11 protein-coding genes are annotated in these 11,325 nt (G+C 63.5%); 1 reads left to right on the forward strand and 10 read right to left on the reverse strand.

Translation table 11 applies throughout. From position 1 onward, the window contains the following. Nucleotides 1-25: 25 nt before the first annotated feature. From PSEJ35_RS0109665 to PSEJ35_RS0109710, 10 genes are all read right to left on the reverse strand, one after another. Nucleotides 26-1,246, reverse strand: a complete 1,221-nt coding sequence (locus PSEJ35_RS0109665) for a hypothetical protein (RefSeq protein WP_037082966.1) — start codon at nucleotides 1,244-1,246, stop codon at nucleotides 26-28. A 101-nt stretch (nucleotides 1,247-1,347) separates the two neighbouring features. Then, nucleotides 1,348-1,749, reverse strand: coding sequence for a GtrA family protein (locus PSEJ35_RS0109670; protein ID WP_028917604.1), 402 nt, complete (start codon nucleotides 1,747-1,749; stop codon nucleotides 1,348-1,350). Nucleotides 1,750-1,760: 11 nt separating this feature from the next. Then, nucleotides 1,761-3,056, reverse strand: a complete 1,296-nt coding sequence (locus PSEJ35_RS0109675; RefSeq protein ID WP_028917605.1) for an NAD(P)/FAD-dependent oxidoreductase — start codon at nucleotides 3,054-3,056, stop codon at nucleotides 1,761-1,763. Nucleotides 3,057-3,082: 26 nt separating this feature from the next. Next, complete coding sequence (locus PSEJ35_RS0109680) at nucleotides 3,083-4,027, reverse strand: NAD-dependent epimerase/dehydratase family protein (RefSeq protein ID WP_028917606.1); 945 nt, start codon at nucleotides 4,025-4,027, stop codon at nucleotides 3,083-3,085. Between the two features lies 1 nt (nucleotide 4,028). Continuing rightward, a complete protein-coding gene (locus PSEJ35_RS0109685; protein ID WP_028917607.1) occupies nucleotides 4,029-4,760 on the reverse strand; it encodes an SDR family oxidoreductase in 732 nt (243 codons plus the stop codon). Between the two features lie 2 nt (nucleotides 4,761-4,762). Continuing rightward, nucleotides 4,763-6,073, reverse strand: a complete 1,311-nt coding sequence (locus PSEJ35_RS0109690; RefSeq protein WP_028917608.1) for an FAD-binding oxidoreductase — start codon at nucleotides 6,071-6,073, stop codon at nucleotides 4,763-4,765. Beyond that, nucleotides 6,070-7,485 carry a UbiA family prenyltransferase gene (locus tag PSEJ35_RS0109695; protein WP_037082968.1) on the reverse strand — a complete coding sequence of 472 codons (1,416 nt, stop codon included), beginning with the start codon at nucleotides 7,483-7,485 and terminating at the stop codon, nucleotides 6,070-6,072. Before PSEJ35_RS0109695 ends, PSEJ35_RS0109690 begins: the two co-directional genes overlap by 4 nt. A 121-nt stretch (nucleotides 7,486-7,606) precedes the next feature. Continuing rightward, the gene (locus PSEJ35_RS15960) at nucleotides 7,607-8,587 is read right to left on the reverse strand and encodes a lysylphosphatidylglycerol synthase transmembrane domain-containing protein (protein WP_084635500.1); all 981 of its coding nucleotides are present in this window, start codon (nucleotides 8,585-8,587) and stop codon (nucleotides 7,607-7,609) included. Further along, nucleotides 8,587-9,525: an electron transfer flavoprotein subunit alpha/FixB family protein gene (locus tag PSEJ35_RS0109705; RefSeq protein WP_028917610.1), complete on the reverse strand. Its 939-nt coding sequence runs from the start codon at nucleotides 9,523-9,525 to the stop codon at nucleotides 8,587-8,589. Before PSEJ35_RS0109705 ends, PSEJ35_RS15960 begins: the two co-directional genes overlap by 1 nt. Then, entirely contained in the window at nucleotides 9,525-10,271 is a 747-nt protein-coding gene (locus PSEJ35_RS0109710; RefSeq protein ID WP_028917611.1) for an electron transfer flavoprotein subunit beta/FixA family protein, read from the reverse strand. Before PSEJ35_RS0109710 ends, PSEJ35_RS0109705 begins: the two co-directional genes overlap by 1 nt. A gap of 224 nt (nucleotides 10,272-10,495) precedes the next feature. Between PSEJ35_RS0109710 and rfbB the strand changes: the two genes are divergently transcribed. Continuing rightward, nucleotides 10,496-11,325: dTDP-glucose 4,6-dehydratase (gene rfbB, locus PSEJ35_RS0109715; RefSeq protein WP_028917612.1), on the forward strand; the 830-nt coding region annotated here is incomplete at its 3' end.

An 11,325-nucleotide genomic window follows, 5' to 3' on the forward strand; every position in this document is an offset into this window, starting at 1 on the left:
CTGGGCGCCTGGTCTGCTGTTGCTGTTATGGCTCTTCTTTCTTGGCACGTACTTCAATCAGGAGATTCCACCCGCCGGGGTTGAAGGGGACTACGTAACTCCCGGGGGCGTCCAGTTGGGTGACGTTCTCACGCCAATGCATGTCCACCAGGGCCGGCCGGCGCAGATGTGATGTGTTCAGCGCGGCAACCAAGATCAGGCCGGCGGATACCAGCAGGGTGGCCATATAGGGCCGCTGTCGGTCGATCATCGCGACGACATGCCAGACCATCCACCACCAGGCGATCTTGGGCAGGTAGAAGTAGCGGTCACCGATCATGAACTGCGCCATCGGCCCGACCTCCTTGAGCCGGACGGATACAAAAGTTTCGACAAAGGCGAAACAGACGAAGCTGGCTATCACCAGCCGAGCGCTACCTGGTGTTCGCCGGCAGAATAGAAGCAGGGCTATCAGTGCGCAATCTACCAGCAGCCATGCGGCCTGATTTAGCGGGAGCGTGCCGAAAGTATGCAGGGGCAGCACCTGTCCGAACGTCAATGACAGCAACGAAAGCACAGGTTGCGTCGCCGCTTGGTTTTGGGGCGAGAAGTTGATGAAAATGACGAACTGAACGACGGCCCCGACCCCCAGGATGGCCAGGGCTCTCCAATCGCTGTCGGATGTGAAGCGGCTGAGCGCCCCTTCGAAGGGATCCCACTTCAACTTCCGACAGGTCGCGCTACTAATTGCCAGGCCCACTACGACACAGGCCAGCAGTATCGAGAATGGTCCTGTGATGCAGACAATCAGTAGGGCGGCGTCACGCAGCCAGCCCCAGACGCCTCGTGGTGCCCGGCCTGGGGTGATGCAGCACGCAGCCAACCAGAATTGCAGGAACCACTGGGAGTTTGTGATCGTGCCGAATATCTCGCCATTGGTCGGCACCAGCAAGAACGACAAGACCACCACCGGGACCGGTATGTAACCTTGCAGGCGGCGACAGGTCAAAGCCATCGCGCCGGCGGCGATGAGTACCGCCATAAAGTTATAGATCAGCGGTGAGAATTCGAGTGAAAAGAAAGATGCGAACCAGGCGATCAGTCGCGGTGTAGCGTGAAGATAGCCGGCGTATGGAACGAAAATCTGTGGTAGTAGGCTGCCGAGCTGTTGGGCGAAGAAGATGGTCGCATCTTCTGCCCAGAACTGAGGATTGCTTAGCGCATCGTTGGATTTCCAAGCCATGGCCAGAAAGAAGATCGCGAACAAGCCTGTCCATCCTATGCCACGCGATCCGCGCCAAGTGGATATAACATTCTTCAGGTGCATCTGCATTTCCATTGAGTGATCGGTTCCGCTTCCCGTTTGGGTCAAGCGCGAGGAGATGAGAACGAGAGGTGCTTATGCCCAAAGTACGATGTGATTGCGGGAACGGCGACGCCAATCGCGTGCGCGATGGTTTCCGCGGTCGCACCACCCAGCTCCAACGCCGGTAATATCCATTTGGCGAGTGCGATGCTTACGATCAGGGTCTGCAGAACGGCAGCGATGTTCACAGCGACGAACCAGCCCACTTGGTGGTGAATGGAGTTGGCCGCCCCCCTGAATACTAGCAGACGATTCAGGAAGAAAGCCGTCATCATGCCCAGGCAGTACGCCAGAAGAATCGCGCGGGTATAGGGGAGCCAATGACTAAAGGCGATCCTCGACCCGAAATTGACGGCCGCAGCGGTTCCACTGGCGATGAGGAAAAGCACGAACTGACGTGTCATCTGGAGGCGTCTCAATGGCCAGCCGCGAGCGCTGCGATCTTGGCCCCGACGGCAATACTCTCATTGATGGAGCGATCCTCGGGATAGTAGTAGGCAGTGTCCGCCATGAAGAATCCGGCAAGCGGAGTCTCCATTGGAGGTAGCATATTCTGGAATCCAGGAGGGCAAATGGTCTGCGCGTACTCGTATCGATGACAGTGGGCGTCAAGCACCCAGTTGCGCTGGAAATCAGGGTTGAGCCTGGGAAGATAACCAATCGTTTCCTCGATCAGTGCCTCGTTCGGCGATGTCCACTTGGGATGTGTTTTGGGCATGTAGAACGGCGCATACAGAATCTTCTGCCCCGGATCGTTGCCAGGATTCAGATTGCTGTATTCGATGACGCCTGGGATCTCGATATTGTCATCGCTGATGTTCATCCAGAAATTTTCGCTGATCGCATGCTTGAGCTTCAGGATTACGCAGGCGACGGGGATATTCTCGATGCGGCTGATGGCGTCGGAGAATGTTGCGGGCAGGCCGGGAACAAGTCGAGGGACGTACTGGATAGGCGCGGTGGAGATCACCTTGTCATAGGCTTCCACGTCGCCGCCGGTGCGAACACCGGTGACTTTCCCTTCGCTCGAGACGACTTCGTCGATGCCTCGTCCAAGCAGAATGCGACCACCCGCAGCCTGTACGCGCCGCGCCATCTCGTTGAGCAGTGCCGACGAGCCGCCTTCCAGATAGCCCATGCTTTCGTTGAACAGGTTTCGTCGCGATAGCGCTACGCGCTTGATACGAGTGCCGATCCACGAGGCGGACAGAGAGTTCTGGTATTCGAAGAATTTCAGTGCGAAGGCCTTTTCCCACATCACCGTGTAGGCTTTCGGGCCGATCCAGCGGGTGATCCAGTCGCGGGCGTTTTCCTTGTCTAGTGCGGTCCAGTCCTTGATGCCTTTCGTACACATAACATGCAAGGCATAGCGGACCTTGTCCACCAGACTTAGGTGCGGGAAGCCGAGCAGAGCGAACGGCGTGCCCCACTTGTATAGTTTGCCCTGATAGTAATAACCCATCTTGGTGTCCGTCCAGTGCAATCGATCGGACATTTCCAACTCTTCAAGCAACTTGAACAGCTGATAGTCGGTCTTGCAAATGAAGTGGTAATATCGCTCGATGCGCAAGCCATCGAAATCGAAATCGGCGGACATGCCGCCGATGCGATCATCGCGTTCGTAGATATCGACCTGGTGGCCTTGCTTGATTAGCTCCAGGCCTGCCATGAGGCCCATGGGGCCACTGCCGATAATGGCGAATTTGCTCATTGAATGGTCTTCCGTGTTCTATGTGGTCAGCGCTGCAGCACGATATGGCTGTAACGTGGGTCGGTGTAGCTCTCGCGGATGGCATCTTCGAACGGCGTCTGCCGGACACCGAACACCGCTTCGGTGTCGACGCCCTTGAAGTCGTCCCCGGCGCTTAGTGCCTTGAGCTGGTCGGCGGTGAACGGGGGCTTGTTGCTGAACAGGCTGTACACCCTCAACAGGAACGCGAAGAAGCCGATCGGGATATGCACGATCATTGTGCGCAGCTTCTTGACCCGCTTGATGGTGCGGATGATGTCCACATAATCCACGCGGGTGTCGCCGACGATATCGAATGCCTGGCCATCGGGCTCGGTCTCGATACACTTGGCGATGCAGCGGCAGAAGTCGCGCTCGTAGAGCGGTTGGCGCATGAAGCGACCGTCGCCAGGGATGGGGAAGACCGGTGTGCGCGCCATGAATCGCGAAAGCCAGCCCAGGTGCTTGGGGTCGAACCAGCCGAACATCAGTGTTGGTCGCAGTACGCAATGGCGCAGTCCGCTGGCCACGACCATCTCCTCCTGCTCGCGCTTGGTGTTGGTGTAGTCGTCCTTGGCCACCGAGTTCACCACCGATGAACTGATGTGGACCAGGTAGGGCACGGCGGCGGCGCGGGTGGCCGCCAGCACGTGTTCCGTTGCGGTGAGGTTGTTGCGGACGAACGGTTCGCTGGTCTTGCCGGTGATCTGCGCATGCAGCTGCACCACGCATGAGGCGCCGACGAATTCCTCCGCCCATGGCCCGGGTTCGGCCAGGTCGGCGTGTACCGCGCGGACGTCCGCGTGCAGCTTCTGCAGGATGGCCAGGTTGTGGGCGTGCTTGTCGATCGCAACGAGCCGCGTGTAGCCCTGCTGCTTGAGTTCCACGATCAGGTTCTGGCCTACCAGGCCGGCGGCGCCGGTGATGACGATCTTGGCGTGCTTGTCGGTCATTTCAGAGTTTGATCCTGCGGAAGACGAACTCGGGGATGGACTTGATGATGAACATGATGGCCCACCAGAATCCTGGCAGGTAGGCGACGGCCCGGCGGCCCTGGATGGCCTTGATGATCCCGTCCGCGATCCTGTCCGGAGATGCCCACAGCGCGCCTTTCCTGAAGGAAGCGGTCATCGGGGTGTCGACGAAGCCCGGCTTGATATTCAGGACGTTGATGCCGCGCGGGCGCAGGCGCTGGCCCAGTCCGCTCAGAAAGGCGGTGACGGCCGCCTTGGCACTGCCGTAGAGGTAGTTGCTGGCGCGACCACGGTCACCGGCAACCGACGAGATCACCGCCAGCGTGGTTCCAGGCTGCAGGCGTTGGGCGAGTGCCGCCGCAAGCGCGATCGTAGCGGTGCCGTTGGTGGCGAATTCCCGCAACGACAGCTCCACCGAGGCGTCGCATGCGGCCTGGTCTGGCAGCGTCCCGTGGGCGATCAAGGCGACATCGATGCGGCCAAGGGCCGCTTCTGCCTGGTCTAGCAGCTGCGCATGGCCGGCCAGGTCGTTTACGTCGAGTACGCCGATGTCGACCTGCTTCGCTCCACGCACCTGCAGATCGGCAGCGATCGCCTCGATGCGCTCGGCACGACGGCCGACCAGATAAAGCGCGGCGGCGCGTGCCGCGTAACGGCGCGCGACGGCCTCGGCGATGGCCGAGGTGGCGCCGATGATGAGAACCTTCTGCATGGCTACTCCGTGACCCGGCGCCAGAAGCCGGACGAGAATCGGGGATCGATGAATCGGGAAAACGCTTGCCAGCCTGGGTAGGCCTGGCGGAACAGCGCGCCGGACATGCGTGCGTCCTTGGCCGCATAAACGGCGCCGCCGGCCTCCATGACGATGCGATCCAGGCGGTCTAGCATCCTCAGCAGGTCCGGGCCGTCGTTCGGGAAGTCCAGGGCTAGCGTGGTGCCGGGACGGGGGAACGACAGCATGCCACGCGACGGCAGGTCGCCGAATTCCTTGAGCACGGCTAGGAAGGAGCCTCGGCCGCTGCGCGAGATCTCGCGCAGCAGGGCGGCGGTGGCGTCGCGGGCGTTGGCCGGCGGCAGGACGCATTGGTGCTGCAGGAAGCCGCGTGGGCCGTACATGCGGTTCCAGTGGTTGATGCCGTCCAGTGGATAGAAGTAGCTTTGATAGTGAGAAAAATGGCGCTTGTGGCGCGCCGGTTGCCGCCAGTAGTAAAGGGTGTTGAACGGGCGCAGCGTCAGTCGGTTCACCAGCGAGACCGGTGGTACCAGCGGCATGCTGCGCCTGGGGGCGGAGCTGGGGGTTGCCGCCTGGACATTGCCAGGGGCGTGGTCGCCGCGCAGGAAGTGCCCGCGTCCCAGGCGCCTGCCACTGGCCAGGCAGTCAATCCAGGCGACGGTGTATTCGAAATCCGTCGCAGATGCCTGCGACAGCGAGAAGAATTCATCCAGGCTGCCGAAACGGATGGTCTCCGTCTCGATCCATGGGCCAGGCACGCGCCGCAGCTGCAGCTCGGCCCAGGTGATGAAGCCCGTCAGGCCCAGGCCGCCGATCGTTGCGGCGAACAGGCCACTGGCATCATCCGGGGCCAATGTCCGGCGTGAGCCGTCGCTTCGCAATAGCTCCAGGCGCAGCACATGGTGGCCGAAGCTGCCAGCGCGATGGTGGTTCTTGCCATGTACATCGTTGCCGATCGCCCCACCCACGGTGGCATAGCGGGTCCCGGGCGTGACGGGCAGGAACCAGCCTCGCGGCAAGGCGATGTCGAGGATGTCCGCCAGCGTGGCGCCGGCTTCGCAGCGGACCACGCCGGTGGCCGGATTGAACGCGATGAAACGGTTGAGCGCGGTGCCCACGAGGAGTGATCCCCCGGGGTTCAGGCAGCTGTCGCCATAGCTGCGACCGTTGCCGTGGGGCAATACGCTGCCATCGCCTGGAATCGGCAATGGGGCGCTGCGGTCGAACACAGGCACCAGTCGCTGCTCGACGCGAGGATAACGTCCCCAGGATTGCCCGGCCGGCGGGGTCATATCGCTGCCAGGACGATGACCACGCAAAGGCCGATCACGACCTGGCTGACGCGGTCCATGGCTGCGAACACGATCGGATCGTCATGCATGTCGCCCCGGTGCGACACGATCCACATGCGACTGATCCAGTACAGCAGGATCGGGCAAAGCAGCCAGAGCAGCTTCGGGTTGCTGTAGAGCTCGAGGCTTTCCGGACTGTTGATGTACAGCGCAAACACAAGTACGCCGATATAGCCGGCGGCCGCGCCCAGCGACTGCACCAGCGGCAGGTCGGCGACCGAGTAGCCACGGCCCATGGCTATTTCCTTGCCGCTGGCCAGCGCCGAGGCAAGCTCGGTGTAGCGCTTGAGCATCGCCAGGCTGAGAAACACGAACATCGAGAATGCCAGCAGCCAGAACGAAAGATCCGAGCCGATCGCAACAGTGCCGCCAATGATTCGCACGGTGTACAACGCCGCCAGCAACACCACGTCGATCATGACGATGCGCTTGAGCTTGAGCGAGTATGTCAACGTCATCATGTAGTAGCACAGCAGGACCACGGCAAAGGCGGGGCTGCACAGCAGTGCCAGTGCGAAGCCGGCAAGCGTGAGCAGCGGCGCAACGAGCAGGCCGTGCAGCAGTGGCAGGCGCCCGGCGGCGAAGGGGCGCTTGCGCTTGCGTGGGTGCATCCGATCCGGGGTGAGATCGAGCAGGTCGTTGAGCACATACACGCCCGAGGCGCACAGGCCGAACGCGAGGAAGGCAACGATTGTGTCGGTGACCGCCGGGAGGTCGAGGAAGCGGTGTGCGGTCAGCAGCGGGACCAGCACCAGCAGGTTCTTGAGCCACTGATAGACGCGCAGCGCCTTGATCCAGGTCAGCAGGCCGTTCTGCGAGGGCAGGTGCGCCAGGATCTCTGTGCGGCGCGCGGCATCGCGCGCCAGCCTGGGACCGTTGTTGACCACGATGGCGCCGGCGGACCGCTCCCAGACCAGCAGGTCGACGCGGCCATTCCCCATGTAATCGAAGCCGCGTTCGCCAAAGCGCTCGGCTAGGACCTTGCCCTTGTTGCGGCCGGACAGATTGGTCCGGCCGTCGCTGGCGATGACTTGCTCGAACAGGCCGAGGTGATCGGCGATGGGCTGGACCAGGATCTGGTCCGAGGCGGTGCACAGCACACGCGGGCGCTGCGTGGTGGTGCGCAGGATGTCGAGGACGCGCTCGTCGTACGGCAGGCACTCCGGCGCCAGTCTCACCCGCGAAGCGAGCTTCCGCTTGACTGCGGCCTTTCCGCCGATCAGCCAGAACGGAATCATGAGCAAGTACAGTGGGTTGCGTGCCAGTAGCGCCAGCAGCGATTCATAGAGGATGTCGGAACGGAGCAGGGTGCCGTCTAGATCGACGCACAGCGGGCGGCTGGATGTGCTCATAACTTGTGCGTCCCTGCCGGGAACGATGCCGGGTGATGCATGGAAAAGCCTTTCACATCCTTTGAATTCGGCGGCAATGATAAAGGAAGGCGGCGATACAAGCAGTGGGTTCGGCCTGTGTTCACTGCCGTCGGTGTAAGTACTCCGCCGCCTCGAGCGTTGCCATCGCCAGCATCCCTACCATCACAGCCAGCCACAGGCTGGCTAGGCGAATGCCGATGGCGATCGTGAGCGCCACGGTGGTCTGAACGCCCGCCCCGCCCAGCATGAACACGATCGCCGCCTCGGTGGTGCCGACGCCGCCCGGGATAAAGGACAGGGCACCCACGAGCATCGCGGCGGGGTAGATGCCAATTCCTAGTTGCCACGACAGCGTGACGCCAGCCGCATGGCTGAGGCAGGTGAACGCGAGCGCGGTCAGGCTCCAGGCCGCGGCGCCATGGAGGATGGCCGGCAGCACCGTGCGTGGATGCATCAATGGACCCTGTGCGCAGGCGCCCTCGACGAGGAAATGGCCGAGGCGGCGTATTGCCGTACCCGGCAGCAGGTTGGCGAGCTTGCGTGCCACACGGCCCAGCGGAGGCCAGCAGGCCAGCGCCATCAGTGTCAGCAGCAGAGCCAGAATGGTCGCTGCGATCAGGCCGAACATAGGCACCGACGCCGCCGCGCCCGTAGCCATGAGGGTAATGACAAGCAGGTCCAGTGCTCGTTCGAAAATGAAGGTGGTCAGCGTTGCCTGGGCAGGTACGCCCTGCCAGGCGAAGTAGCGGATTCGCAGTAACTCCCCCGCCTTGCCCGGCGATGCGGTGAAGGCGAAGCCGGCCAGATAGGCAGCTAGCCCGTGCAGCCAGGGGGTCTCATGGCCCTGGGCATGAAGCAGGCGGCGCCAGCGTTGATAGCGGAATCCATAGCTGGCTAGCACCAGCAGCGCGCAGTAGCCGAGCGGGACGGCGAGCTCGGCCAGGCTGGACAGGACGTGGTTATCGCGATCGACGTACCACAAGGCCGCCAGGTACAGCGTCGCGACGCCGAGGATCCAGGCTGCAGCCTTTCCCCGCGGGGCCGGTGCTGCCGGCTCCGCGGGCGAAGAACCCGTTGGCACTACAGCGCCTTTTCCAGCTCTGGCAGCAGCGCGAACAAATCCCCCACCAACCCGATATCGGCGATCTCGAAGATCGGCGCCTCGGCGTCCTTGTTGATCGCCACGATGGTGCCGGCGTCCTTGATGCCGGTCAGGTGCTGGATCGCGCCGCTGATGCCGATCGCGACGTACAGCTCCGGGGCGATGATCTTGCCGGTCTGGCCTACCTGCAGTTCGTTCGGCACGTAGCCGGCGTCCACCGCGGCGCGCGAGGCGCCCACCGCGGCGCCGAGCTTGTCGGCGAGCTGGTAGATGATCTGGAAGTTCTCGGCCGAGCCGACGCCGCGGCCGCCGGAGACGACGCGCTTGGCGCTCTGCAGGTCCGGGCGGTCGGACTTGCCGGCGGCCAGGCCGACGAAGCGGGTGTGGCCGGGCAGGGCGGCGGAGACGTTCGCCGCCTCGACCGGCGCGTTGCCGCCCTGGGCGGCTTCCGGCCATGACGCGGTACGCACGGTGGCCACGACGACCTGGTCGGCCGGTGCCTCCACGGTGATGATGGCATTGCCTGCGTAGATCGGGCGCTTGAAGGTGTGGCTGCCCTCGACGGCCATCAGGTCGGAGACCTGGTTGACGCCGAGCAGCGCGGCCACCACCGGCATCAGGTCCTTGCCGAAGGTGGTGGAGGGGCCGAACACGTGGCTGTAACCCTTGGCCAGTTCGGCGATCTGCGGGCCCAGCACCTGGGCCACGGCGTGCTCGTTGGCTGGGTTGGCGATGGTGATCACCTTCGACACGCCGGCGATCTGCGCGGCCTGGGCGGCGATGGCGGCCGGGTCGGCGGCCAGCACCACGATGTCGATGGCCTCGGGCTTGATCGCCTGGGCAGCGCTGACGGTCTTGGCGGTGGCCGCGTTGAGCTGGCCATTCAGATGTTCGGCGACGACGAGAATCTTGGCCATTACAGCAACCCCTTGTTCTTGAGTGCGGCCACCAGCTCGGCGGCGTCCTTCACCATCACGCCGCGGCTGCGCTTGGCCGGCGGCGCGTAGTGCGTGGTCTTGAGGCTGTCGTTGGCCTCCACGCCGAGGTCGGCGAAGGCGAGGGTCTCCAGCGGCTTGCTCTTGGCCTTCATGATGTCCGGCAGCTTGATGAAGCGCGGCTCGTTCAGGCGCAGGTCGGTCGTCACCACCGCCGGCAGCTCCACTTCCAGCGTCTCCAGGCCGGCGTCGACTTCGCGCGTCACCGTGGCCTTGCCGTCGGCGACGACCAGCTTGGAGGCGAAGGTCGCCTGCGGGCGGCCCCACAGCGTGGCCAGCATTTGGCCGGTCTGGTTGGCGTCGTCGTCGATCGCCTGCTTGCCCAGGATGACCAACTGCGGCTGCTCCTTCTCGACCAGCTTGAGCAGGGCGCGCGCGGCGGTCAGCGGCTGAATGGCGGCATCGGTGACTACGTGGATGGCGCGGTTGGCGCCCATCGCCAGGCCGTTGCGCAGGTGCGCGGCGGCGTCGGCTGGGGCCAGGGTGGCGACCACCACCTCGGTGGCGATGCCGGCGTCGCGCAGGCGCAGGGCCTCTTCCAGGGCGATTTCGTCGAACGGATTCGGCGACAGCTTGACGCCGTCGGTGACCACGCCGGAACCGTCCGGCTTGACCTGGATGCGGACGTTGTAGTCCACCACGCGCTTGTAGGCGACGAGGATTTTCATCGTGTACGAGATCCTTCAGCTTGTTGCGGGAAGGCCCGGCCGCGGCGGCTGGCGCGGGGCAGTGGGGGCGATTCTAACCGGGGATGCGGCTCCATGCGATGGCGTATGGTCGGGTTGTTCCGGCTTGGCTGATCAGTTTTCTTGACAGGGTGCCAGAAAAAACCCGCTATCCTATTCCGTTTGGACCAGAAGGTGCTTGGGCGCCTCTATACAAGGAGCATATGGTGTCAACTTGGCTTGTGACCGGCGGAGCCGGCTTCATCGGCGGTAATTTCGTATTGGAAGCGGTGGCGCGCGGCGTCAGGATCGTCAACTTGGACGCGCTCACTTATGCAGGAAACCTGAATACGCTTTCTTCGATCGAAGGAGAAGCTAATCACGTATTCGTGAAGGGAGACATCGGCGACCGCGACCTGGTCGCGCGCCTGCTCGCCGAGCACCAGCCCGAGGCGGTGCTGAACTTCGCCGCCGAGAGTCATGTGGACCGTTCCATCGACGGGCCGGCGGCCTTCGTGCAGACCAACGTGGTGGGCACTCTGGGCCTGCTCGAGGCCGTCCGCGACTACTGGAAGGCGCTGCCGGACGGCCGGCGCGAGGCTTTCCGTTTCCTGCACGTGTCCACCGACGAGGTCTACGGCACGCTGGGCGAGACCGGCAAGTTCACCGAGACCACGCCGTACGCGCCCAACTCCCCGTACTCGGCGTCGAAGGCCGCCTCCGACCATCTGGTCCGCGCCTTCCACCACACCTACGGCCTGCCGACCCTGACCACCAACTGCTCCAACAACTACGGTCCGTACCACTTCCCCGAAAAGCTCATNCCGCTGGTGATCGCCAAGGCCCTGGCCGGCGAGCCGCTGCCGGTCTATGGCGACGGCAGGCAGGTGCGCGACTGGCTGTACGTGGCCGACCACTGCGAGGCGATCCGCACCGTGCTGGCCAAGGGCCGCGTCGGCGAGACCTACAACGTCGGCGGCAACTCGGAGAAGCAGAACATCGAGGTGGTGCGCACGATCTGCCGCCTGCTGGACCAGCGCCGCCCGCGCGCCGACGG

Source organism: Pseudoxanthomonas sp. J35, assembly GCF_000513995.1.
Taxonomy (GTDB): domain Bacteria; phylum Pseudomonadota; class Gammaproteobacteria; order Xanthomonadales; family Xanthomonadaceae; genus Pseudoxanthomonas.

What these genes read in the sequence shown, in the direction of transcription:
- PSEJ35_RS0109670 (WP_028917604.1), bottom strand. Translation starts at nt 1,749, where the DNA reads ATGACACGTCAGTTCGTGCTTTTCCTCATCGCCAGTGGAACCGCTGCG.
- PSEJ35_RS0109675 (WP_028917605.1), bottom strand. Translation starts at nt 3,056, where the DNA reads ATGAGCAAATTCGCCATTATCGGCAGTGGCCCCATGGGCCTCATGGCA.
- PSEJ35_RS0109680 (WP_028917606.1), bottom strand. Translation starts at nt 4,027, where the DNA reads ATGACCGACAAGCACGCCAAGATCGTCATCACCGGCGCCGCCGGCCTG.
- PSEJ35_RS0109685 (WP_028917607.1), bottom strand. Translation starts at nt 4,760, where the DNA reads ATGCAGAAGGTTCTCATCATCGGCGCCACCTCGGCCATCGCCGAGGCC.
- PSEJ35_RS0109690 (WP_028917608.1), bottom strand. Translation starts at nt 6,073, where the DNA reads ATGACCCCGCCGGCCGGGCAATCCTGGGGACGTTATCCTCGCGTCGAG.
- PSEJ35_RS0109695 (WP_037082968.1), bottom strand. Translation starts at nt 7,485, where the DNA reads ATGAGCACATCCAGCCGCCCGCTGTGCGTCGATCTAGACGGCACCCTG.
- PSEJ35_RS0109705 (WP_028917610.1), bottom strand. Translation starts at nt 9,525, where the DNA reads ATGGCCAAGATTCTCGTCGTCGCCGAACATCTGAATGGCCAGCTCAAC.
- PSEJ35_RS0109710 (WP_028917611.1), bottom strand. Translation starts at nt 10,271, where the DNA reads ATGAAAATCCTCGTCGCCTACAAGCGCGTGGTGGACTACAACGTCCGC.